Origin of the sequence: Pantoea sp. ICBG 1758 (assembly GCF_002928325.1) — a bacterium.
Lineage (GTDB): Bacteria > Pseudomonadota > Gammaproteobacteria > Enterobacterales > Enterobacteriaceae > Pantoea > Pantoea eucrina.
This window is the reverse complement of the sequence record NZ_POWL01000001.1, coordinates 1,776,506-1,799,839: the sequence shown is the minus strand read 5'-3', so window position 1 is coordinate 1,799,839 and position 23,334 is coordinate 1,776,506. Positions and strand designations below refer to the sequence as shown.

Genomic DNA, 23,334 nt, shown 5'->3' with positions numbered 1-23,334 from the left:
AATGGCGCCCTGGCTGTCGCTGCGGCAGTTTGCTATGTTGCACTATTCCCCGTAGCGGAGCGCCGCCATGCAACTTCAGACCCCGCGATTAACCCTGAGCCGGTTGCAGCCGGAGGACTGGCAGATCTTCAAAGCGGTACATGAAGACGCTGCCACCATGACCTGGGTAAGCGAAATTCCCGATGAAAACGACATTCGTCAGCGTTTCAATGAACGCCTGGCGCCGTGGCAGCCCGCCAGCTTTCATATGCTGTGCCTGGTGGCGCGCCTGCAAACAAATCAGGAACCGATAGGCCTGTTTGGCTGCAGCGCCGAGTGGCACCCTTATCGCCAGGCGGAAGTTGGCTATATGCTGCGCCATAGCCACATCGGGCAGGGCTACGGTAGCGAAGCGCTGGCGGCGCTGGTTCACTTTCTGTTCAGCGCAGAATTTCATAAGCTGAAAGCGCTGGTGATTGAGGGTAACTGGCCATCCCGACGTATTCTGGAAAAGAATAATTTTATGCTGGAGGGGACTCTGCGGGATAATTATCTGCTAAACGGAGAGTGGGTAAACGATTGGGTGTTTGGCTGCCTGAATCCCGAAAAATAAAAAAATTTTCTGCTGCTCTCGACAGCGCAGGTCACAGCGCGTTATGTTCGGGGTGAGGTCACAGCAAGTGATCCGCGTCGCTCGGACGGTCCGGGCGCTCACGTAATCCTGAGGACATCATGGCTGATAACAGCATACCCCGTCGTTTCTCGCGTATAGAACGCCTTCCCCCATACGTATTCAACATCACCGCTGAACTGAAGATGGCTGCGCGTCGGCGCGGCGAAGATATTATCGACTTTTCAATGGGGAATCCGGATGGCGCTACGCCGCCGCATATTGTGGAAAAGCTCTGTCAGGTGGCGCAGCGTGAAGATACGCACGGCTACTCCACCTCAAAAGGTATTCCGCGCCTGCGCCGGGCGATTTCGCGCTGGTACGCTGAGCGCTATCAGGTGGATATCGATCCGGAGTCAGAAGCGATTGTGACTATCGGCTCCAAAGAGGGACTGGCGCACCTGATGCTCGCCACGCTCGATCATGGTGACACCGTGCTGGTGCCCAACCCCAGCTATCCTATCCATATTTATGGCGCGGTGATCGCCGGGGCGCAGGTTCGCTCCGTGCCGCTGGTCGCGGGCGTGGATTTCTTTACTGAGCTGGAGCGTGCAATTCGCGAAAGCTATCCAAAGCCGAAAATGATGATCCTCGGCTTCCCTTCTAATCCCACCGCTCAGTGCGTCGAACTCGACTTTTTTGAACGGGTTATTGCGCTGGCAAAACAGTATAACGTGCTGGTGATCCACGATCTCGCCTACGCTGACATCACCTACGACGGCTGGAAAGCGCCCTCAATCATGCAGGTGCCGGGTGCACGCGACGTGGCGGTAGAGTTCTTTACGCTCTCCAAAAGCTACAATATGGCGGGATGGCGTATCGGTTTCATGACAGGAAACAAAGAGCTGGTAGCGGCGCTGGCGCGCATCAAAAGCTATCACGATTACGGGACATTCACGCCGCTACAGGTGGCAGCCATTGCCGCGCTGGAGGGCGATCAGCAGTGCGTGCGCGATATCGCTGAGCAGTATAAGCGCCGGCGTGATGTGCTGGTAAAAGGGCTGCATGAAGCGGGCTGGATGGTGGATCTGCCTAAGGCATCGATGTACGTCTGGGCAAAAATCCCGGAACGCTACGCGCATCTTGGCTCGCTGGAGTTTGCCAAACTGCTGCTGCAGGAGGCCAAAGTCTGCGTGTCGCCGGGCATCGGTTTTGGTGAATATGGTGATACACACGTGCGCTTTGCGCTGATTGAAAACAGCGATCGCATTCGTCAGGCGGTGCGGGGAATTAAGGCGATGTTCCGCGCCGACGGTATCTTACCGGGAGCGGTAAAAGAAGCAGAAGAGACGCGTTAAGCGTGCGTCGGGGCGACTGGTATGGTCGCCCCGTCCGGTACTCAGAGCATCAGCACAAAGGTGCCGACCCAAAGCAACACGAAAAAAGAGATGCCCATCAAAGCGTATTTCACAACATAACTCCTCTGTGCGGTTACCGTGATGGCGATCCCAGACCAGCGTAACCCGAACAGAATAAGAGAAAGGTGGAGTTCATTAACGCTACACGCTTTCTACTCAGGTGGTCCCGGCCAGACCGGAACAGGATCGGGCGCTAATTTACGCGGAATCGATCCAGAAATAAATAGGCCGGTTCTGAGATATTGCTCACAATTTATTGGGTCTGAATGTGCGGGATCGCCGACATGCCGACGCGCAGCTGCGCCAGATCGGGCTGACCCGCATCAAGCACAATCTTTACCGGCAGACGCTGAACCACTTTAGTGTAGTTACCCGTTGCATTATCAGGTGAAATTGCCGAGAAGGTTGCCCCTGTTGCCGGCGCAATGCTGTCGATACGCCCGGTAAAGGTTTTACCCGGTAGCGCATCAACAGTAACGCTGACCTTTTGCCCTGGCCGCACGTCGGTCAGCTGGGTTTCCAGATAGTTAGCCGTAATGTAGAGCTGCTGCAGCGGCACCACTGCCAGCAGGCGGCTGCCGGCACTGACATAGGCGCCCGGACGTACGGTACGCTGGCCGACCGTGCCCTCTACCGGCGCAACAATACGGGTATAAGAGAGATTAAGCTGCGCCTGGTCGACATTCGCCTGCGCGACTGCGACATCCGCCTCCGCCTGACGCACGGCCGCCTGCAGGACATTAACCTGCTTAAGCGCCGCGTCCAGCGCCGCCTCACTCTGTCGTACCGTCGCCGAAGCGGAACGCTGGTTAGTATCCGCTTTTTGCTGATCGTCAGCCGCAATGGTGCCACTTTTATAAAGCTGATTATAACGTGCGGCGTTCTGGCCGGCGTAGCGGGCCGCTGCCTCACTGGCCGCCAGCGTCGCTTTTGCCTGATTAATCGTCGCCTGCTGCTGCGCCAGCTGCGCCTGGGTGCTTAGCCGCTTAGCCTCGCTGACCTGCAGCGAAGCGCGCGCGGTTTCCAGCGCCACGCGAAAATCGCGATCGTCAAGCGTTGCCAGCAGATCGCCCGCCCGGACGTGCTGGTTATCCTGCACGCTGACCCGGGCGATATAGCCTGAAACTTTGGGGGCGACCAGCGTGTAATCCGCATTAACCCAGGCATCATCGGTGCGATGATCGTTGGTGGTCATGGCACGCCAGAGGAGAAAGGCGAGCGCGAGCAGCAGCACTAACAGGGCGCTTAGCAGCGCCGTTCTTTTTACAGCAGAGAGTTGCATATCAGTTTTCCCGACGTGGCGTAACAGATTGAATCAATGTTTGAGGCGGCCAGACGCGGTGCGCCAGACAGAGCGTCAGCAGCAGCAGCAGGGCGCCAAAGGTGGTCAGCATCAGCCAGGCGTCGCTCAGGCTGAGTACCAGCGCCTGATGTTTCAGCAGGGCGGCAAATCCGCTCAGGTTCTGCACGCTACTGGCGCTGCCGTCCGGCAGCAGGGGAGTGCTGCTGCCTGCCTGCGCGCTGCTGGTCGCGGTCATCAGCCAGCTACGGCTGGCCGCCTGATCTACCAGTACATGCGAATGGAACTGTTCGCGATGGCTGATAAACCACTCCACCAGCGTGCTGGCCGCAATGCTGGAAAAACCGCGTACGGTGTTGAACATGGCAGAGGCAAAAGGGCCCTCCGGCGGCGCCACAACGCTGGTGGCACTCATCAGCACCGGCAGGATCACCATCGGCTGTCCGAACGCCTGCAGGATCTGCATCAGCCAGAAATTCTGCCGCGCCCAGTCAGTGGTAATCTGCGTTCCCAGCAGGCAGGCGGTGACCAGCAGCAGCACGCCGCAGCACAACACCCAGCGGCAATCGACCCGGCGAATGTTCAGCAAAGCGGCGATCAGCGGGGCAATCAGCAGCTGCGGCAGGCCCACGGTCAGCGCCAGCGGCGCAAACTGCAGCGTGCGAAATCCCTCTACCTGACCAAAATAGAGCGAAGGCAGCGCTGAACCGGAGAGTGCCAGAATCAGCACCGCCATCAGCGCCAGCAGGCCGTGCGCCAGGTTGGAACGGCGCAGCATCTGCAGCCTGAACAGCGGCAGCGGATGAAACCACTCGTTAATCAGAAACACCGTCAGCAGCGCCAGCGCACTCAGCAGCATGGCGGTAAACAGCGGTGAGCTGAGCCAGTCCAGCCGTTCCCCCTGAGTCAGGGCCAGAATCAGCAGCGCCATGCCGGCGCAGCCGGTAAGCATGCCAAACAGGTCGATCTGCCGAAAGCGCTCCAGGCGCAGCGGATCCTGCGGCAGTCCCCAGGCAATCAGCGTCATTGCCAGCAGCATGGCCGGGACTACCTGCCAGAACACAAACGCCCAGCCCACCTCATCGGTCCAGAACGCCGCCAGCGAGGCCGCCATATTGGGGCCGAAGGTGGCGGTAAGCGCATAGGCGCCCAGGCCATAGAGTTTGATCGGCGGCGGCAGAAAGCGCAGCGCCACTGTCATCAGCAAGGGCGGCAGCGCGCCGCCAAAGATACCCTGCAGCACGCGCAGCGCAATAAACAGCGTCGCATCCTGCGTCAGCGGCAGCACCAGGCCGCACAGCATAAAGCCGGCAGAAACCACCAGGGCAAAGCGGCGCAGAGAAAAGGTGACGGCGAACCAGGGCGCGATCATCATTGCGGCGACTTCAGCCGCCTGATAGCCGGAGACAATCCAGCTGCCGCGATCGTGACTGACACCGATAGCGGCGCGGATATCTGCCAGCGCAATATCCGTGACCCGATCGTTGAGTCCTGACGTCAGCGCCGCGATCAGCACGCCCGCCAGCCCGAGAGCCAGGCGCAATGTAAACGGGTGCGGAGCTGGCGGAGCAGCGGGCGAAGCGGTCATAGCAGAACTCTCATAAAATTATGATGCAGTGTATTACGATGTGATACAGGCCGCGCATCTTACATGCCGGTATGATGTATTGCAATGTGATACGCAGGTACAAAAGTGCGATCATTCGCGCTACAGTAAAGCAGGCTCATAAGGAACGCATTATGGTGGGATCTGCCTCAGGCCGTGAGGATGAAAAAGCGGGTGGCATTCAGGTCATTGCGCGTGCGGCAAAAATTTTACATGCGCTGGGTGAACATCCCGGCGGCATGAGTCTGGGCGAAATTGCGCAGGTGGTGAACCTGCCACGCTCCACGGTACAGCGCATCGTGGCGGCGCTCGACAGCGCTCAGCTGGTGCGCAGTAGCGGGGCAGGGGGCCTCAGGCTGGGGCCAGCTCTGCTGAAACTGATCTCCAGCGTCCATACAGATGTGGTGGAGCTGGCGCGTCCGCTGCTGGAACAGCTCTCAGCAACGGTTAATGAAACCGTCTCGCTGGCGCGCGCCAGCGGGACGCAGCTGGCGATCGTTCATTATGTCGTGGCGCCGCGCGAGCTGCGGGTCGTACCGCGGATGGGGCTTAATCTGCCGCTCTATAGTACCTCCGGCGGCCGGGCGCTGCTGGCGCTGGAGAGCGATGAAGATGTACAGCTGCTGGTGGGCGATGCCTGGCAGGAACTCACGGATAAAACGGTAAAAACGCTGCCGCAGCTGATGGCGCTGATTGCTGAAGTACGCAGCAGTGGCCTGGCGATCGATCGCGGTGAAACGCTTGAAGGGATCACCACCCTGGCGGTCGCCATTGACACACTGTTCGGACGTTTCTCTATCTCGCTGCTGGTTCCCGGCGCGCGCTTTGCGCAACATGAAGCGCGCTATCGCAAAGAGATCATCACCTGTAAAGAGGCGCTGCTGCGCGAAATTGGCAAAATAACCGCTGTGGAGAAGAGGTAACGACTCATGAAAATGTTGTTAATGGCTATCGATAACTCACCGGTCGCGGAGAAAGTGATTGCGCTGACCCTTGAACAGGCGCTGGCGCTCAACGCCCCGGTCACGGTGCTGTGCTGTATCGATCCCGCCTATTCAGCCTGCAGCCAGCCTATCGAAATTGACGCCGGTGAAGATCCGGATGATTTTGTCGCGGCAAAAGATGAGCAGAACACCGCCGAGATGGTGGTGCGTCATGCGCTGGCTCCGCTGCTGCGGGCGGGTGTGAATGCCAGAGGCGTCATCCTGGCGGGTGAAGCCGCTGAAACCATTGTGGCGCAGGCTGCGGCACTGCGCGCCAGTATGATTATCATGGGACGCCGGCACCTCTCGCCGCTTAACCGGCTGCTGAAAGGCTCGGTCAGCGCGGCAGTGATCGAACGCGCGACCTGTCCGGTTCTGCTGGACGTGCGTAAGGATTAACGCCGTATTATGACGCTGCTTTTTATTTCGGTGCTGGCCGCTTTTGCACTGCTGGCGCTGGTGATTGTGATGCTGGTACGCACCACGGCGCTGCAAGCCTGGCAGGGGGTGCTGCTGTTTATCCTGCCGCTTGTGGCAGCTAATCTGATCTGGTTTAGCTGGCTGCATCCGCGTCAGGCAGAGAAGATACAGATGGAGGCGGTTGCGCAGCAGCTCAGCGCGGCGCCAGGCTATCGCCTGCTTAGGGTTCAGGAGCCGGAGCTGTGGCAATTACTGAATCGTGAACTGCGGCATAAGCTGCAGCAGGGCGTTTCCGCCGAACAGGCGCTGGGCGACCTGCGGGGCTGGCTGACTGATATCGTCAATAAACGTATGACCCGCGCCAGCGATGATGCAGTGATCGCCTATGTTCAGGTGTCGGTGGAAGAGATGCAGGCGCTGCAGCAGCAGAGTCCGCAGCGCTGTTTTCAGTTCCTCTATCCGCAGGTCAGCGGCGGCATCAATCTGCAGGAGGTGCTCACTCCGGCACTCTATCAGCGCGACGGTCATGCACTTGAAGCCCTGCTGCTGAGCAGCCAGGGGGCAGAGCAGCAGACCGACCAGACGCTGGCCCGCCGCGATCTGCGTGAGATAGTTGACAGGCTTTATGGGAAACGGGGCAATAAACTTCAGCAGCTTAATCAGCCGGCTGATACCGCCGTCGATCGCAGCGCGCTGTGTGCTATGTCTATCGATCTCTACAGCGCCATTCTCGCATTGCCTGCTAAGCGCGCCGCCGGCCTTTTACGTAATATGGTGCACAGCAACGGCTAACCGGTGAAAAAAAGCCCGCTCAGCGCGGGCACAAAGGTCACTTTGTTACATCTTCTTATTATTGATATTACCTGGTGTGGAGCAGACATCGTGTGGTCTGACTGCACTATCGCAGTTGTCATATGATAAGAAAAGCCGTTTGGTTTTATTGATTCAATTGGCAAAAACACTGGTCTTAACACTGTTTCGCGCGTTTTCCTATAGGCGCGCGGTGGCATCGTTGTTTACACTTCGACGCCTGAAGAGGACACCTGAATGAAAAATATCGTTACCGGCGCGTTAGCGCTCATTATGCTGGCGGGCTGCAGCGTTAATCAGCCTGGCGGATTTGAACGTGTAGATGAAGATAATACGTCCAACACCGTTCAATATCGTTACGACCCGCATAGCCTTAATCGGGATGCCATGAATGTTGACCTGGCAAATTACTGCAGCGAGCGGGGTTTTGATAAAGTGGATTCGCTGCCTGCTCAGGACAGTCATCTGCCAGGATTAAAGAAAGCCTGGTATCAGTGTAATTACGCGATTAAAAGCTAAAAAAAGGGCGGGATATATTCCCGCCCTGCTTATTTATTTTTTTATTAGTGCTGTGTGCGCTTTGCCCGATTATCCGTGACGATGCCCGTGGTGGCCATGATGCCAGCCGCGGTCATGACCCCAGCCAGCGCCGCGGCCACGGTCGTGCTCAATAATACATCCGCTGAGCAAACTGACCATAACCGCTATCGACGTTAACGAAATAAGCTTTTTCATGGAAAGACCTCCTCTTTTCCAGTGAGGTCAGATTACGCCGGAATAGTGGAGTGAAGATGCAGCAAATGTAGAGTTATTTAGATAAATATTGCCAGATGTGTCTAAATAAAAGATCGGGAAAGCGGGTTTTTCTATTTGAATCAGAATAAGCTGAATAGCAGGCTATATTAGCGCGATAATTCTGAAAGACAATAATTCGCGCCTGCGGATGAAAAATAAAAGTGCGAGCGCTCAGGATAACAGCGCTCGCCTGTAAGTTAATTATGCAGTGCAGGCCTGTTAATTGCCTGACGGCGCGGCTGACGAACGCTCAGTGAAAGCAGCAGCGAAATAACCAGCAGCGTCATGATCAGACTAAAGGTAACGGTAAAGCCACCGAACAGGGAGGCGACCAGCGAGCCGAGCACGCTGCCAATACCAAACCCGAGGTAGATCAGCCCGTAATTTTTTGTCAGGTTGTTCAGGCCAAAGAAGTCGCTGATCAGCGCCGGGAAAACGGTGATTGTGCCACCGAAGCTGAAGGCTACGCAGGCCAGCGAGACAAAAAAAGTGGTTTCGTTCATACGGGTAAACAGCAAAATACTCATGCCCGCGAGCGCAATACATTGCGCCAGTGAGATCACCCGGATACGGGCCATTTTGTCTGACAGTACCCCCAGCGTTAACCGGCCGCTAAGGTTGGCAATGGCGATAACCGTTACGGCACTGGCGGCTATCTGCGGCGTAAGGTGCACCATTCCTTCGCCGATATCTTTCGCTACGCCGATCACATACAGGCCGCTCATACAGGCGGTGAGGAACATCAGCGCCAGCATCCAGTATTGCGGCAGGCGAACCGCCTGTGCCAGCGTAAAGTCGCGTCCGGCATGCTGCGGATTGTTGCTGGCAGCACGCACCGGCGCATCGCGCATCAGCAGCGCGCCGCAGAACATCATGCTCATCGCCAGCACGCCCCAGATCATGAAGGTGTTCTCCAGGCCAACAGCATCCAGCAGGGTGCCGCAGATAAATTTGAAGCCGAGACTCCCCAGACCGTAGGCGCCGATTGAACAGGCGGAGATAAGGCCTTTGCGCTCAGGAAACCACTTTACACAGTTGGATAGCGTCATCAGGTAGCCCGCACCATCTGCCAGGCCCACCAGAATACCGGCGCTCAGATAAAGCATCATCAGGTTATCAGCCTGCGCGGTCAGCCAGAATCCGGCTGCCATCAGGATGCCGGCTCCGATAGTCACATTACGCACGCCAAAACGCTCCTGCAGCTTGCCTGCCAGCGAGGAGGCGATAGCCAGCCCCAGGCTGAGCAACCCAAAGGAGAAAGCAACCTGACTGACTGATTCGTGCAGTTTATGCGCCAGCGCGCCGTTAAAGAGGCTCCAGGTATACACTGACCCCAGCGCAAGCTGGGTAATGACAGTGCCGATCAGAGTCAGTATGCGGGTGCGCTGGTAGTGCGCCGTTGAGGCTGTGGTCATGGTGATTCTCCCGTCCGGGAATATGGAGTCTGCTGGCAGCTTAGCGCGCACGCGCGTAGCCGCGGCCGGATCCCGCTTCAGCGGTCAGAGAAACAGAATGAAATGCCGTTTTTCCGGTATGAATGGCAGCAGCGTGACAATTCACGTCCCGGTATGTCCTGCGATGAGCATATGTAACCAGGTATGTTAAGCGAGGCGATTTTGCTGCAGAGTCCGGGATGTTTGCCAGGCTTATATTTCAACCAACGGGAGGAAATATGAAAGACCGAGCATATGAATCCGTATCCAGTGGAGATGAAGTCTGCTGTCTTATCGGTCAGGCGGTGATCGAATTGAGCGATGAACATCAGCCTGTCAACAAAGCCACGCTGTCGTTAAAGCTGCTGGCTATGGCCGATCGTGACAGGGATGATGAGCGGGTAATGCTTTACTGGATCGCCAGAAAAGCCCTTAATCAGCCGCAGCAGCTTCAGTCCGGCGCAGGTGGCTGGCGTTAGAGGATGAGCAGAGCGGGCTGCACGCCCGCTTCTGCTGTCAGGCCAGCCGCAGTGCGCGGCGCACCGGCCAGCGCATAAACATCACCAGGTTGCCCAGCAAAATCAGCGTCAGTCCCGCCACGGCATTAGCGTGCCACTGATAGCCTTCATAAATTGTCGAGAGCGTCAGCGCAACCAGCGGAAAAAGTAGCGTACTGTAGGCCGCCTGACTGGCACCGATGCGACCCACCAGCGTGAAGTAAGCGCCAAATCCAATCACAGAACCAAACAGCGCCAGATAACTCATCGCGCCCAGCCACTGCAGATTGCGCGGCAGCTGCAGCGCATCGCCATTAAGCCATGCCATTACCGCCATGATCAGCGCGCCGTAGAGCATGGCGTAACTGTTAGTGGTGAGAATATCGCGCTGGCGGCGCTGATGCCGGGCTGAAATCATATTACCCAGCGAAAAGCCAAAGGTGCCCAGCGCACTCAGGCCCGCGCCCCATAACAGCTGCGGCGAGGGGTGCGCCGCGCGAATATCGCTCCAGAAGAGCGCGACGATACCGCCCATACCGAGCAGCGCGGCAGGCACCAGGCGCAGCGGCGGACGCTGGCCAAAAAAGAGCCAGCCGTTGAGCGCGTTAAAGATCACCGCCATGGAAAAAATCACCGACTCCAGACCGGTGCTGATCCAGGCTGCTGCATGATAAAAGCAGACAAAGTTGAAGCCAAAAACACAGCCTCCCTGCAGCAGACAAAACAGATGATCGCGCCTGTCCAGCGATCGCAGACGGCGGCACAGCGTCAGCAGCGCCAGCATCAGCAGCGAGGCGAAGAGAAAGCGCCAGAAAACAGCCACATAGACCGGCGTGGTGGCTGCGTCCTGCTGCAGAAAGATCGCCAGCCAGGTGGTGCCCCAGATCAGCACCACGCTCAGATACAGCACTACATTCATCGTTAATACTCCGGCAGAGACAGGACGACAGTATCCGCGCAGGCGCGGGCGGGCGCTTGCACCCGATTGCGCAGCACTTGCAAAAACTTGCGCTTTTTTCATTCTCACACCGACTGCCGCGCTGTTTTCCATCGTCCGGACGGGTAAACTGCTGGTTAACCGCTGCCGATGTGATATGCGCAATGTCCGATTACCAGACCTTTACTATGCTAAAAAACCGAAAGGCTCAGCTGCGTGATAGCGTACCGCTTTCAGGCGGGATCCGGCTGGCAGCCTGGTTTAATAGCGGCGACCGCGTAACCAACCACAGCGATCACCATACCCTGAGCCTCTATATCGAAGAGGGGTATGATACCTGGCATAAAACCGCGCACGGGTGGCGCAACGGTGGCGCCCCGGATCGTTTCTGCCTGATGCCGTCCGGTATGGAGTCCACCTGGGATCTGCGGGCCGACCTCGCATTCGTGCACCTCTACTGCACCGATACCCATTTACGCCAGCTTGGCGAACAGATCTGGGATCGCACGCCAGCCAGTCTGAATCTGCAGGAGAAGATTTTTGCTGATGACGATCGCATTACGCAGCTCTATCGCCATTTTTTGCTCAGCGTCAGCTGGCAGCAGCCCGCCAATCAGCTGATGCTGAGCAGCGCATCGACGCTGCTGCTGACGCATCTGCTGCATCGCTACAGCGATGTGCACTGGCAGCTGCCCGCCGTGCGGGGCGGCCTGGCACCCGCCGTGCTGCGCCGGATCATTGCCCTGATTGATGCGCAGCTCGATCAGCCGCTGACGCTGGCGCGGCTGGCCGCAGAAGCTGCGCTCAGCGAATATCATTTTGCGCGTATGTTTCGCAGCAGCACCGGCAGCGCGCCGCACCAATATGTGATGCAGCGCCGTATGGCGGTGGCGAAAGAGCTACTGATGCACAGCACCCTGCCGCTAACGGAGATTGCACTGCGCTGCGGTTTTCACTCCGCCAGCCATTTCAGTAACCGGTTCCGCCAGCTGCACGGCGTGGCGCCCTCCGCGTGGCGGCAGGACTTTAGCCGGTAAAAAGCGCGTCGTCAGGGAAGCACTTCACCCCGCACGATAACTTTGCCCGGCTTGCTGTCGCTTTCGTTAATACGCCGGAGCGCCAGATTCAGCGCCTGCCAGGCGATGCTCTGCAGATCGTGCGCGATGCAGGGAAAGTGAAAGCCATAAATATCCGCCTGCGTGACCTCATCAATGCTGAACAGCTTTACCTGCTGTTGCAGACTGAGTTTGTGTTCGATACAGGCTTTGATAATGCCGAGTGAGATCTGATTGTTACACCCCACGAAGTAATCAGGGGCGGGGTGCTGTTTCAGCCAGCGCCGGGTCTCCTGCCAGGCCGCATCCATAAAAAAGTCGGCATAGAGCACCTCAAGCGAGGCAGCTTTTCCCTGCAGCGCGGCCTGCAGGCCGAGCACGCGCTCACGCGCAACGTTCGACTTTTCCGGGCCGGAGACCACGACAATACGCTGCGCCCCCTGTTCCGCCAGCCAGCGACCGGTCTGCAGGCCGCAGTCGAGGTTATCAATATAGACGCCGCTGCAGTGGGAAACCTGCAGCTCGCGGTCGACCAGCACCACCGGTATATTCAGCGTCTCCAGCCGTCTCATATAGGCCGGGTGATAGTGGAGATCGTTGGAGATCACCGACAGAATAATGGCATCAACGTTATACCCAATCAGCTTATCGATAATACGGTTCTCATTCTCCTGCGACTCACAGGAGTCAAAAACCAGCGTATCGTAGCCCAGCTTGTTCGCCTCAAGCGTCATCAGACGCGTCAGGCCGCCAAAGAAGGGGTTTGCCATATCGGGGTTGACGATCCCGATGGTTTTACTGCTTTTCGCCCGCAGGCTGCGCGCAGCCGTATTCATCACATAGCCCAACTGCTCTGCAGTAGCGTGAATGCGCTGCAGCGTCTCCGGATGCACTTTCTCCGGCTGTGAAAAAGCGCGCGAGGCGGTAATTTTGCTTACGTTTGCCTGGGCAGCAACGCTTGCCAGCGTTGCCTTGCGTCCCCGTCCTGCTGCCAAGTCTGGCTCCTTAATCAACCCTGTCATTTTGTATCATGAGTCAATCATGGCAGATCGTACCGCGTTAAGCGATCTCGCTGCGCTAGGCGAGTCGCCTGACGCGCGGGTCGGTGAAAATATCCAGATCGTCGCGACTTTCTGACGAAAATTCAGAGATAACGGCCCCGTGTTCGCCCGCCTGAAACCAGTGCCGCGTATCGGGTTTAATGGTGTACTGTTCGCCCGGACGCAGCAGGATATAGCGGCTGCAGGTATAGGCGGTTTCACTGCCGGCAGGCACCTGACAGCGCGGAGTGCCGGTCGCATCGTTTGGCGTAAGCTGTTCATCATCGACAAACAGATAGACCTCGCCCCAGCGGCAGCGAAAGGTTTCCTGCTTGCCTGGCGTGCCGTTAAACGGCGGATGCCGATGTTCAGGACAGGTCTGGCGGGGAAACAGCACCAGTTCTTTAGCGCAATAGCGCGGTTCGTTGATATAGGTTAACAGCTGCAAACCTGAGGCGGGGTAATCGTCCAGGCCGAAAGTAGCAATCTCAATCTTCTTCTGCTCTGCAGGGGTGAGAACAATATTCGCCTGCTCTAAAAAGGTCAGGGTGCGCTGGATCGCCTGCGGATAATCGGTCATACGGTTTCTCCTGTAATGATATCGATACCATTAAAGCGTGTTCCGCTTGTGATCTTCTGTGATCCCGATCCGCAATTCGCTGCGACAGGGCTAAATTGCGCTACTGCAGATCGATATTATTCAGCTTGCATCACAGTTTTCACGTTTTTTTTAGGTCAGTATCGCCGCATTGAAATGATATCGATACCATTAAAATGAATCCGGGGGCGTAAATGAAAGCGTTAGTTCTGACTCAGGCAGGCCACATTGCGATTGAAGATCGGGAATTTGATGAAGTGCTGGGTGATAACGATGTCAAAATTAAAATTCACTCGGTAGGGATTTGCGGCAGCGATGTTCACTACTACAAACATGGCCGGATTGGTCCGTTTGTGGTGGAGGCACCGATGGTGCTGGGTCATGAAGCCGCTGGCATTGTGCTGGAGATCGGTAAAAACGTGACGCACCTGAAGGCGGGCGATCGCGTCTGTATGGAGCCAGGGATCCCGGATATGCACTCCGATCAGTCGCGCGCCGGTCTCTACAATCTCGATCCCGCCGTGCGCTTCTGGGCAACGCCGCCGGTACATGGCTGCCTGCGTGAAACGGTCATTCATCCTGCGGCGTTCACGTTTAAGCTGCCGGAAAATGTCAGCTTCCGCGAAGGGGCCATGGTGGAGCCGCTGGCGGTGGCGATGCAGGCCGCGACCAAAGCCGGCATCAAACCTGGCGATATCGGCCTGGTGCTGGGGGCCGGTCCGATCGGCGTGGTCACGGCGCTGGCGGCGCTGGCAGGCGGCTGTTCCGATGTCATCATCTGCGACATGTTTGATGAAAAGCTTGCCGTGGCGGCAGCGTATGAAGGGCTGCACGCCGTTAACATCAAAACCGGCGATCTGGCCGGTAAAGTCTCAGAACTGACCAGCAGTAACGGCGCGGATGTGGTGTTTGAGTGCAGCGGAGCCAAACCTGCTATTGCCACGCTGGCGGAACACGCGGCGCCGGGTGCTACCGTCATTCTGGTGGGCATGCCGGTGGACGCCGCGCCAATGGATATTGTTGCGGCACAGGCCAAAGAGCTGACCTTCAAAACGATTTTTCGCTACGCCAATATGTATCCCCGCACGCTGCGCCTGTTAAGCAGCGGCAAGCTGCGGGTAGAGCCGCTGATCAGCCACACCTATAAATTCGCCGACAGCGTTGAAGCGTTTGACCGCGCAGCCGCGGGCCATGCGGCGGATATCAAAATCATGCTGGAGATGGAGTGACGCATGGCGCTCTATGCAGGCATAGATTGCGGCACGCAGGGAACGCGCGTGGTTATCGTGGAGAGCGAGCGGGGGACGATCGTCGGCGAAGGCAGCGCGCCGCACCGGCTGCAGAGCGGGGCGGATGGCGCCCGTGAACAGCATGCCAGCGACTGGATCGACGCGCTGGTCACGGCATTCCATCAGGCAGCCTCAGACGCCGCTATTGATACACAGCAGATTACTGCGCTCAGCGTCTCCGGCCAGCAGCACGGCTTTGTGGCGCTGGATGAAGCCGGAGCGGTGCTGCATCCGGTAAAGCTGTGGTGCGATACCGCCACCGATGCACAGAACAGCTGGCTGCTGCAGCAGCTGGGAGGGGTTAGCGGTGCGCTGGCACAGCCCGGGATTGTTCCGGCTACCGGCTACACCGCCTCAAAAATTCTCTGGCTGAAGCAGCAGCATCCGGCGCTGTGGGCGCGTTTACATACCGTGTTGTTGCCGCACGATTATCTTAACTTCTGGCTGACCGGCGAACGGGTTATGGAGTATGGCGACGCCTCCGGCACCGGACTGCTGGATATCCGCAGTCGCAGCTGGGATCGGCATACGGTGGAGCTTATCGATCCTGACGGCCGGCTGTGGCAGGCGCTGCCGCCGCTGGCTGCCGCGCAAAAGTGTATCGGCACCCTGCAGCCGGAAGCGGCGCAGCGGCTGGGACTACGCCGCACGGTGCGGGTCGCGACAGGCGGCGGCGATAATATGATGGCCGCCATCGGGTCCGGCAATATTGCGCCTGGCACGGTGACGCTCAGCCTGGGAACATCCGGCACGCTGTTCGCCTGCAGTGAGACGCCGGTGACTGACGAAAACGGCCTGATTGCCAGCTTCTGCTCCAGCACTAATTGCTGGCTGCCGCTGATCTGCACCATGAATGTCACCTCGGCGACCACGCTGATCCAGACGCTGCTGGCAGAGGATCTTACCGGCTTTAATCAGCTGCTGAACCAGGCAGAGCCGGGGGCTGAGGGCGTTGAGATGCTGCCGTTTTTTAATGGCGAGCGCACGCCGGCGCTGCCCCACGCGCAGGCGAGTCTGCACAACCTGAACGCCGTGAATTTTACCCGCGCTAACCTCTGCCGCGCCGCCGTGGAGAGTGCCACATACGGATTACGTTACGGACTTGATCTGTTCCGGCAGCAGGGCATCAGCGCGCAGGAGATCCGCCTTACCGGCGGCGGCGCGCGCAGCGCTGGCTGGCGACAAATTGTGGCTGACGTCATGAACTGCCCGGTGGTCTCTTTGCGTATTCCGGAAACCGCCGCGCTGGGTGCGGCAATTCAGGCGATGTGGGCCAGCGCGCTGCTGGATAACCCGGCACAGCAGCCGGATGCGTTACTGCAGTCGCTGTGCCAGCGCTTTGTCACGCCGGATGAAAGTACCCGCGCCGTGCCCAATGCCGCGCGCCATCAGACCTATGAAACGCACTATCAGCGCTATCTGAAGCGTCTCAGCACGACTTATCCGGAGGTGGCATTGTGACCAGAAATAACCAGGAGATGCTGCTGGAAGTCACGGGGATCCGCAAAGCGTTTGGTCCGGTTGTGGCGCTGAAAAACGCCGAATTTGCGCTGCGCCCCGGCTCCATTCACGCGCTGTGCGGCGGCAACGGTGCCGGAAAGTCGACCTTTCTCAGCATCTTAATGGGGTTTATCCAGCCCGACGCCGGAGAGATATTTATTCGCGGCAGGCGCTGCAGCTTTGCCCATCCGCGGGACGCGCTGGCCGCCGGTATCGCGATTGTTCAGCAGGAGCTGAGCGCAATTCCGGACCTGACGGTGGCTGAAAATATCTGGCTGGGACGCGAACCGCGCCGCTTTGGTTTTGTTGACTTTGCCACGCTCAATCAGCGTACTCGCGCGCTGCTGGCAGAGCTCGACTTTGACATCTCTGCTACTGAAAAGATGCGTAACCTCAGCGTTGCCGGGCAGCAGCTGGTGGAGATCGCCAAAGCGCTCTCGCACGCGAATGCTGACATCATCATCATGGATGAGCCAACCTCAGCGATTGGCGAGGAGGATGCGCAAAAAATCTTTCAGACCCTGACCCGGCTGGCGCAAAAGGGCAAAGGCATTATTTATGTCTCCCATCGCCTCTCCGAGATTTTCCAGATTGCCGACAGCTATACCATCTTTCGCGATGGCGCCTGGGTGCAGGAGGGCATGCTGGCCGATATCACGCGCGAGCAGCTGATTGAGCAGATTATTGGCGGAGAATATGAGAGTGAATTTGCCAAGTTTAATCAGCCGGGTAATGAGGTGATGATGGAGGTAAAAAACCTGCGCTGGCGCAATAAAATCAACGATATCAGCCTGCACCTGAAGCGGGGCGAAATCCTCGGCATTTACGGGCTGGTTGGCTCCGGGCGCAGCGAGTTTCTCGATTTACTGTTTGGGATTGAACACGCAGACAGCGGAACCATTCGCCTCGGCGAGGTGGTGCTGGGCCGCCACTCACCGAAAGAGTCGATCCGGCACGGCATCGCTTATGTCACAGAAGATCGCAAAGCAACCGGGCTGGTGCTCTGCCGTTCGATTCGCGAAAACATCAACATCGCCTCATTTGGCGCTATCTCCCGCGCCGGTTTTATCAGTGAGAAGCAGGAGCAGCAGCGCAGCCTGGAGATGATCAAACGCTTTAACGTCAGAACGCCGGATGCCGAACAGCTGGTGGGCAACCTCAGCGGCGGCAATCAGCAGAAAGTCGTGCTGGGACGCTGGGCATTACTGGACCCGGAAGTACTGCTGCTGGATGAGCCTACCCGCGGTATTGATGTCGGCGCGAAAAAAGAGATTTATCGCTTTATGTCCGAGTTTGCGTTGAAAAACAAGGGGATCGTGATGGTCTCCTCAGAGCTGTCGGAGATCATCGGCATGAGCGATCGCATTCTGGTTTTTCGCGACGGACAGCTGGCGGGAGAGCTGAGTGCGGCTCAGGCAACGCAGAGTGAACTGATGAAGCTGGCGGTTTAACAGAGAGATCACGTTATGAACACCACACATTCCATGCCTTCCGGCATCTCATTTTTTACGCGCAACAAAAGACGTATGCACAAATACGGCATCATCATCGCGTTCTTTGTGCTTTGCCTGATTGTGGCTGCCGTCGGCGAGCTGCAGGTCGCTAATGGCGCCTGGAGCAGTAACTATTTTCTCAGTAATGAAAATATGCTGATTGTGCTGCGCCAGGTCTCTATCAACGGCATTTTAGCGATCGGCATGACCTTTGTGATTATCACTGCCGGCGTCGATCTGTCGGTAGGATCGGTGCTGGCGCTGAGCGGCATTGTTGCTGCACGTTTCGCCACGAACAACAGCGGTATGGCAATTGGGGATACGGCACATGCGGTGATGGTGCCAATGATTATCGCGCTGGGAATTGGCATTGTCTGCGGCCTGATCAACGGTACCGTGCTGGCGCGTTACCGGCTGCAGCCGTTTATCGTCACCATGGGCATGCTCTCCGCTGCGCGCGGACTCACGATGCTGACCACCGGCGGCAACCCGGTTTCGCAGCTTAACAGCGATTTTCGCTGGCTCGGCAACGGCTACATAGCCGGCATACCCGTACCGGTCATTATCTTTGTCGTACTGTTTGGTCTCGCGTGGCTGCTGCTCAATAAAACTTTGCTCGGGCGCTACGTCTATGCCGTTGGCGGCAACCCGAAAAGTGCCCGCACGTCAGGGATCAGCGTCGTCGGAATAAAAGTCATGGTCTACACCCTGTGCGCCGCGCTGGCCGGAATCGCCGGGCTGATCCTCACCGCACGCACCGGATCGGCACAGACCAACGCGGGCGCAGGCTATGAACTTGATGCGATTGCTGCGGTAGTGATTGGCGGCACCAGTATGGCTGGCGGTGTCGGTACGCTTGTCGGCACCTTTTTTGGCGTGCTGATCATCGGCGTAATGAATAACGGCCTGGATTTACTGGGGGTGCAGTCTTACTACCAGCAGATCATCAAAGGCGCTCTGATTGTAGTGGCTGTACTGCTCGACCCGTCGCGTAAACAACAGCGCGATTAACCTCTGAATAGATAAACCCTGCCAGGAGAGAACAATGAAAATAAGATCTATCGCTCTGTTAACCTCAGCCCTGACGCTGGGCGCGATTAGCATAGCGCAGGCTGCCCCCGTAAAAATCGCTGTGCTGATGTATGGCAATAAGGCGGAGTTCGTTCAGCTGATGGAGCGCTACGGTAAAGCGCATCCGGCAGTAAAAAGTGGTGAAGCCGTGCTCACCTTTTATGATGGTCGTTATGACGCGTCGGTGCAGAATGACCAGGCGGCGACCGCTATCCAGACGCGTGCCGACGCGATTATCGTGAACCCGATGGATTATGAAGCCAACATCGATATTGTGACCAATGCTAAAGAGGCTAAAATTCCGGTGGTGGTCACCAACGCCCGCCTGAATACGGAAGAGATGACGTCCGAAGTGGTCTCTAATGATGAGCTGGGCGGCTATCTGGAAGCCAAAGCGGTACTGGATAAGCTGCAGTGCAAAACCAAAAAGGTCAATGTCGTCATTATTGAAGGGCCGAAGGGCGGCAGCGGTGAGATCCAGCGCGGCAAAGGCAATGATAAAGCGATAGCGGAGTGTGGTCCGGGCCAGGTTACCGTACTGGAGAGAAAAACGGCCAACTGGTCACGCGCTGAAGCACAGCCGCTGATGGAGAACTGGCTGCAGAAGCATCGCGGCAAAATCAACGGGGTGATTGGGCAAAACGATGAGATGGCGCTGGGAGCCATTGAAGCGATTAAGGGCGCCGGGCTGAACGTGAACGACTTCGCCATTGCGGGTGTGGATGGGGTGTCTGATGCGATTCATGCCGTTCAGGCGGGTGAAATGGTCTCTATTCTGCAGGATGCGAAAGGCCAGATGCAGGGCGCTATTGATGTCGCGCTGCGTGCGGTAAAAGGCGCAGGCTATCAGCCGCAGTCTGACATCTGGCAGCAGTATGCCAAAGATCTCGCCTGGGATGGCGGCACGAAAAAACACTATTACATTCCGTGGACCACGGTTACTGCGGATAATGCGCAGCAGCTGCTGGACGCGCGTAAGTAATCAACGCGACGGCGGGCAGGCTGTCTGCCAGCAGACAGCCTGCCAAAGCCGTTTACTCGTTGCCCCACTCATTCAGAAAGTTCGCCACATCATCAATGCGCGCGTCAGCAATTCCCGCCTCGCGCGCCATCTCATGCTGCGCTTCTTCACTGATCTCCTGATGGTTATTCAGGCGGGTGATCAGCAGCTGGAAGTAGTGCGCCAGCGGGTCGCGCTCGGCTTCGCTCACCGGTTTTTCACACTCTTCAGCGTAGGCGTCAGCGATATCGTAATACTTCAGATCAATCTCATGTTTCATAGTGCGCTCCGGAAACGGGAAGGGGTCAGATGCCAGCGGCATCATTTAACGTAAATCATACCACTCCTGCCAGCTTTTTCCCGCCTGCCGGAAAAGGCAGAGACATCGCGCTATTATTGTCATCATGAACCTGGTACCGGGCCGGTATTATCAGCATGCCGGCAACATAATAAACAGACACAGGGCTAAGTGGCATAACATCGTATTCTAAAGTTTTAATAGCGATGTTATCGTGGTGTTGCGCTGATGTACTTTATATACGTGGATACTGTTTTATGGCGAAATTAATGACCTCCCTGACGCTCTGTTCAGGGCGAATGACGCACGGGGAACGACGCGTCGCCCAGAGGCTTGAATCGCATCTCGGCGATGATTGTCTTATCTGGTATGACATTCCGGTCGGGCGCCAGTACAGGCATCCCGATTTTGTTATTATCGATCCTGCCAACGGGCTTATTTTCCTTGAGGTCAAAGACTGGAAGCTAAGTACATTTCAGCATGCGGACCCGCAGACGGTAACGCTGAGACATGCTCAGGGCGAAACGCAGGCGCAAAATCCGCTGCTGCAGGTCAGGGAGTATGCCTGTGCGACCGTTGACCTGTTATCTCAGGATCCGAAACTGCAGCAAAAAACAGGCCTGTATAAAGGAAAGCTGAATATCGCCTGGGCTTATGGTGTGGTGTTTACTAATATTACCCGTCAGCAGCTGACATCACTCTCAGCCGATGGCGTGGTTGAATCTATATTTCCACAGGCGCTGACGATTTGTCAGGATGAAATGACCGAGTCTGTCTCTGTTTCTGCGTTTCGCGCTAAAGTTTCCGGACTCTTTACCACCCGTTTCAGGCCTGCAATAACGCCGGCTGTGCGGGATATTCTGCGCCGGCATCTTTTTCCGGAGATCGCCATTACGGTAAAAAATAAGCGCAGTAATATTTACCGGGTAATGGATCTGCAGCAGGAGGTGCTGGCACGCAATCTCGGCGAAGGGCATCGTGTTATTCATGGCGTAGCCGGTTCCGGTAAAACGCTGATTTTACTCTACCGCTGTTTATACCTTTCCGAGACCACCACACGCCCTGTGCTGGTGCTCTGTTTTAATATCATTCTGGCTAACTATATCCGTGAATGCATCGCGGCCAGAGGACTATCGCATAAAGTACACGTCTATCATTTTCATGACTGGTGCGCGACGGCAGCCCGGACCTTTAAGCTGAAGATGAGCGGGGAAGGGCGCTATTATGATAACTGCTTTGCGGCGCTGGAAAATGCGGTTGATAGCGGCACTGTCGGGGATGCGGGGTATGATGCGGTGCTGGTGGATGAAGGACATGACTTCGACCGGCGCTGGCTTTCACTGATAGCCCGGCTGTTTGATAACACCCGCCGCTCGCTGCTGCTGATGTACGACGACGCCCAGTCTCTGTACCGGCGCGAGAAAGCGCTGAACTTTTCGCTGGCGAGCGTGGGTATTCAGGCTCAGGGGCGCACCTCTATTCTTCGGGTGAATTATCGCAATCCGCGGCGCATTCTCAATTTTGCCTACGCTTTTTCACGCGACTACTTTGACCGGCACCATAATCAGGAGCTTCCGCTGGTGCTGCCGGAAGCCTGCGGCGAAGAGAACAGCGACATTCCCGATATCGAACAGTGTCAGTCTGCAACAGATGAAGCGCGTCGCGTTGTGGCGTGGCTGCGAGAGAAGTATGCGGCGGCAGGCCGCTGGGGCGATATGGCGGTGCTTTGTCCTACGCATTTTTCAGCAGACAAACTCATCGACCTGCTGCAGCAGCATGCGATCCCCGCCGCCGTCAGCTTCACCACGGAAGATAAAAAACGCTATTCGCATCGGGAGGATGTGGTTCATCTGCTGACCTTTCAGAGCAGCAAAGGGCTTGAATTCCCTTACGTTGCCGTGATCAATGCATCATTTGTTCATAAAGGGGCTGAAGATGAGTCTGAAGCTATCCCGGCGCTGTATGTGGCGTTTACGCGCGCAACCCAGGCGTTACTGGTCACCTGCTACAAAGAAAATAGCATCAGTCAGCAGCTGTCGAAATTTGCCGGTATGGATCTGCAGGATGAGGGAGAGATGTCTGTGGTGTCCCCTGCAGGAATCGAACCTGCAACTAGCCCTTAGGAGGGGCTCGTTATATCCATTTAACTAAGGAGACATCCGGAAACGCAGTATACCCGTATGTCTCCCGGATGTTAACCGGGCGCGGCGTGATTGCTCATTCTGTCAGCAGCGCCGCGCCCGGAAGAGCGGGTTATTCCGTCTGCTCTTCGGCAGCGTTCTTCGCTTCTGCTTTCTCGCGGCGTTTTTGATCCGCCCGCGCCTTCGCTTTGGCCTCTTCGCTCATGTCGTTGCGGATCTGTGCATGGCTGATCAGGGCAAAAATCAGCGTGCCGCCGGTGATGTTACCGAGCAGCGTGGGCAGCGCAAACGGCCAGAAAAACTCCTGCCACGGGACTGTCCCCGCAAAGACCAGATAGAGTACTTCGACCGAGCCGACCACGATATGCGCCAAATCGCCCAGCGCCACCAGCCACGTCATCATAATGATGATCAGCAGTTTGGCATTCTCCGCATGCGGGATCATCCAGACCATTGTGGCGATGATCCAGCCGGAGATCACGGCATTAGCGAACATCTCGCCCGGCGAATTTTCCATCACCTTTTCACTGATGGCCGTAAACGCCTGGCGCGTCGCCTCATCAAAAATGGGCATGTAGTTAAAGGCCAGCGCCGCCAGCCCGGTACCAATCAGATTGCCCAGCAGCACCAGCCCCCACAGGCGCAGCAGCAGCATAAAATTGCTGCCGGTGGGCTTATGCATGACCGGCAGGACCGCCGTCACGGTGTTCTCGGTAAACAGCTGCTGCCGCGCGAGGATCACAATCACAAAGCCAAAGGTGTAGCCGAGGTTCTCCAGCAGAAAGGCGCCGGGGACACCCTCAAGATGAACCTGAAAAATCCCTTTCGCCATCAGCGACGCGCCCATTGAGAGGCCTGCGGCGATGGCTGACCACAGCAGCGCCATGCCGTCACGCTCTAACTCTTTCTCCCCGTCCTGCCGTATCTCTTCATGAATCGCCGCTGCCCGCGAGGGCAGGGCCTCTTCATCAACTTCAATCTCAGTGCCTTGCTCTTTTTCTTCGCTGTCTACGTCATTGTCGTGTTCAGCATTTGATGGCGATGGCTTCATGTTTGCTCCT

General features: G+C 57.0%; 24 protein-coding genes and 1 tRNA gene. 14 read left to right on the top strand and 11 right to left on the bottom strand.

Translation table 11 applies throughout. From position 1 onward, the window contains the following. The first annotated feature begins 67 nt into the window (after positions 1-67). Together C1Y41_RS08655 and alaC are read left to right on the top strand one after the other, a co-directional pair. Positions 68-592: a GNAT family N-acetyltransferase gene (locus C1Y41_RS08655; RefSeq protein WP_039379402.1), complete on the top strand. Its 525-nt coding sequence runs from the start codon at positions 68-70 to the stop codon at positions 590-592. Positions 593-711: 119 nt separating this feature from the next. Then, a complete protein-coding gene (gene alaC / locus C1Y41_RS08650; RefSeq protein WP_039379399.1) occupies positions 712-1,947 on the top strand; it encodes an alanine transaminase in 1,236 nt (411 codons plus the stop codon). A 41-nt stretch (positions 1,948-1,988) separates the two neighbouring features. Here the strand turns inward: alaC and ypdK are convergent, their stop codons facing one another. The 3 genes from ypdK to C1Y41_RS08635 all read right to left on the bottom strand — a co-directional run bounded on the left by ypdK (position 1,989) and on the right by C1Y41_RS08635 (position 4,895). Continuing rightward, a complete protein-coding gene (ypdK, locus tag C1Y41_RS08645; protein ID WP_006120362.1) occupies positions 1,989-2,060 on the bottom strand; it encodes a membrane protein YpdK in 72 nt (23 codons plus the stop codon). A 200-nt stretch (positions 2,061-2,260) separates the two neighbouring features. After that, positions 2,261-3,289, bottom strand: a complete 1,029-nt coding sequence (locus tag C1Y41_RS08640) for an HlyD family secretion protein (RefSeq protein ID WP_094111915.1) — start codon at positions 3,287-3,289, stop codon at positions 2,261-2,263. Between the two features lies 1 nt (position 3,290). Continuing rightward, the gene (locus C1Y41_RS08635) at positions 3,291-4,895 is read right to left on the bottom strand and encodes an MFS transporter (RefSeq protein ID WP_104085254.1); all 1,605 of its coding nucleotides are present in this window, start codon (positions 4,893-4,895) and stop codon (positions 3,291-3,293) included. A 152-nt stretch (positions 4,896-5,047) separates the two neighbouring features. Between C1Y41_RS08635 and C1Y41_RS08630 the strand changes: the two genes are divergently transcribed. From C1Y41_RS08630 to C1Y41_RS08615, 4 genes are all read left to right on the top strand, one after another. After that, complete coding sequence (locus C1Y41_RS08630) at positions 5,048-5,836, top strand: IclR family transcriptional regulator (protein WP_039379392.1); 789 nt, start codon at positions 5,048-5,050, stop codon at positions 5,834-5,836. A 6-nt stretch (positions 5,837-5,842) separates the two neighbouring features. Further along, on the top strand, positions 5,843-6,295 hold the full coding sequence (locus C1Y41_RS08625; protein WP_039379390.1) for a universal stress protein: 453 nt from the start codon (positions 5,843-5,845) through the stop codon (positions 6,293-6,295). Positions 6,296-6,304: 9 nt separating this feature from the next. Next, the gene (locus C1Y41_RS08620; RefSeq protein WP_104085253.1) at positions 6,305-7,108 is read left to right on the top strand and encodes a hypothetical protein; all 804 of its coding nucleotides are present in this window, start codon (positions 6,305-6,307) and stop codon (positions 7,106-7,108) included. Between the two features lie 255 nt (positions 7,109-7,363). Then, the gene (locus tag C1Y41_RS08615) at positions 7,364-7,645 is read left to right on the top strand and encodes a hypothetical protein (RefSeq protein ID WP_039379385.1); all 282 of its coding nucleotides are present in this window, start codon (positions 7,364-7,366) and stop codon (positions 7,643-7,645) included. A 69-nt stretch (positions 7,646-7,714) separates the two neighbouring features. Here C1Y41_RS08615 and C1Y41_RS20125 read toward each other — a convergent pair whose 3' ends face one another. Together C1Y41_RS20125 and C1Y41_RS08610 are read right to left on the bottom strand one after the other, a co-directional pair. After that, on the bottom strand, positions 7,715-7,861 hold the full coding sequence (locus C1Y41_RS20125) for a hypothetical protein (protein WP_166714036.1): 147 nt from the start codon (positions 7,859-7,861) through the stop codon (positions 7,715-7,717). Positions 7,862-8,118: 257 nt separating this feature from the next. Further along, positions 8,119-9,336 (bottom strand): MFS transporter, encoded by a 1,218-nt coding sequence (locus tag C1Y41_RS08610; protein WP_039379382.1) that lies wholly within the window; start codon positions 9,334-9,336, stop codon positions 8,119-8,121. Between the two features lie 257 nt (positions 9,337-9,593). On the opposite strand from C1Y41_RS08610, the gene C1Y41_RS08605 reads away from it, so the two are divergent. Beyond that, the gene (locus C1Y41_RS08605) at positions 9,594-9,833 is read left to right on the top strand and encodes a hypothetical protein (protein ID WP_039379380.1); all 240 of its coding nucleotides are present in this window, start codon (positions 9,594-9,596) and stop codon (positions 9,831-9,833) included. A 37-nt stretch (positions 9,834-9,870) separates the two neighbouring features. Here the strand turns inward: C1Y41_RS08605 and C1Y41_RS08600 are convergent, their stop codons facing one another. After that, positions 9,871-10,770, bottom strand: coding sequence for a DMT family transporter (locus C1Y41_RS08600; protein ID WP_104085252.1), 900 nt, complete (start codon positions 10,768-10,770; stop codon positions 9,871-9,873). A gap of 182 nt (positions 10,771-10,952) precedes the next feature. Between C1Y41_RS08600 and C1Y41_RS08595 the strand changes: the two genes are divergently transcribed. Then, entirely contained in the window at positions 10,953-11,825 is an 873-nt protein-coding gene (locus tag C1Y41_RS08595) for a helix-turn-helix domain-containing protein (RefSeq protein ID WP_104085251.1), read from the top strand. A gap of 11 nt (positions 11,826-11,836) precedes the next feature. Here C1Y41_RS08595 and C1Y41_RS08590 read toward each other — a convergent pair whose 3' ends face one another. Both C1Y41_RS08590 and C1Y41_RS08585 read right to left on the bottom strand, forming a co-directional pair. Further along, on the bottom strand, positions 11,837-12,838 hold the full coding sequence (locus tag C1Y41_RS08590; RefSeq protein WP_039379376.1) for a LacI family DNA-binding transcriptional regulator: 1,002 nt from the start codon (positions 12,836-12,838) through the stop codon (positions 11,837-11,839). Positions 12,839-12,920: 82 nt separating this feature from the next. Beyond that, positions 12,921-13,463, bottom strand: coding sequence for a D-lyxose/D-mannose family sugar isomerase (locus C1Y41_RS08585; RefSeq protein ID WP_094112061.1), 543 nt, complete (start codon positions 13,461-13,463; stop codon positions 12,921-12,923). Between the two features lie 212 nt (positions 13,464-13,675). Between C1Y41_RS08585 and C1Y41_RS08580 the strand changes: the two genes are divergently transcribed. The 5 genes from C1Y41_RS08580 to C1Y41_RS08560 are packed head-to-tail and all read left to right on the top strand — an operon-like array spanning position 13,676 to position 19,816. Further along, positions 13,676-14,710: an NAD(P)-dependent alcohol dehydrogenase gene (locus C1Y41_RS08580; RefSeq protein ID WP_104085250.1), complete on the top strand. Its 1,035-nt coding sequence runs from the start codon at positions 13,676-13,678 to the stop codon at positions 14,708-14,710. A 3-nt stretch (positions 14,711-14,713) separates the two neighbouring features. Continuing rightward, positions 14,714-16,231: a xylulokinase gene (gene xylB, locus C1Y41_RS08575; RefSeq protein WP_104085249.1), complete on the top strand. Its 1,518-nt coding sequence runs from the start codon at positions 14,714-14,716 to the stop codon at positions 16,229-16,231. A 17-nt stretch (positions 16,232-16,248) separates the two neighbouring features. Further along, on the top strand, positions 16,249-17,721 hold the full coding sequence (locus C1Y41_RS08570) for a sugar ABC transporter ATP-binding protein (RefSeq protein WP_071668099.1): 1,473 nt from the start codon (positions 16,249-16,251) through the stop codon (positions 17,719-17,721). Positions 17,722-17,754: 33 nt separating this feature from the next. Further along, entirely contained in the window at positions 17,755-18,774 is a 1,020-nt protein-coding gene (locus C1Y41_RS08565; RefSeq protein WP_369826788.1) for an ABC transporter permease, read from the top strand. Positions 18,775-18,808: 34 nt separating this feature from the next. Then, entirely contained in the window at positions 18,809-19,816 is a 1,008-nt protein-coding gene (locus C1Y41_RS08560; protein ID WP_039379361.1) for a substrate-binding domain-containing protein, read from the top strand. Positions 19,817-19,868: 52 nt separating this feature from the next. Here C1Y41_RS08560 and C1Y41_RS08555 read toward each other — a convergent pair whose 3' ends face one another. Further along, on the bottom strand, positions 19,869-20,114 hold the full coding sequence (locus C1Y41_RS08555; protein ID WP_039385596.1) for a DUF2543 family protein: 246 nt from the start codon (positions 20,112-20,114) through the stop codon (positions 19,869-19,871). Positions 20,115-20,389: 275 nt separating this feature from the next. Between C1Y41_RS08555 and C1Y41_RS08550 the strand changes: the two genes are divergently transcribed. Beyond that, positions 20,390-22,255 carry a 3'-5' exonuclease gene (locus tag C1Y41_RS08550; protein WP_369826787.1) on the top strand — a complete coding sequence of 622 codons (1,866 nt, stop codon included), beginning with the start codon at positions 20,390-20,392 and terminating at the stop codon, positions 22,253-22,255. Here the strand turns inward: C1Y41_RS08550 and C1Y41_RS08545 are convergent. Both C1Y41_RS08545 and C1Y41_RS08540 read right to left on the bottom strand, forming a co-directional pair. Continuing rightward, a tRNA-Arg gene (locus C1Y41_RS08545) sits at positions 22,215-22,289 on the bottom strand. The two genes, C1Y41_RS08550 and C1Y41_RS08545, sit on opposite strands and share 41 nt — an antisense overlap. 96 nt (positions 22,290-22,385) lie before the next feature. After that, on the bottom strand, positions 22,386-23,324 hold the full coding sequence (locus C1Y41_RS08540) for a formate/nitrite transporter family protein (RefSeq protein WP_104085248.1): 939 nt from the start codon (positions 23,322-23,324) through the stop codon (positions 22,386-22,388). Positions 23,325-23,334: the final 10 nt, after the last annotated feature.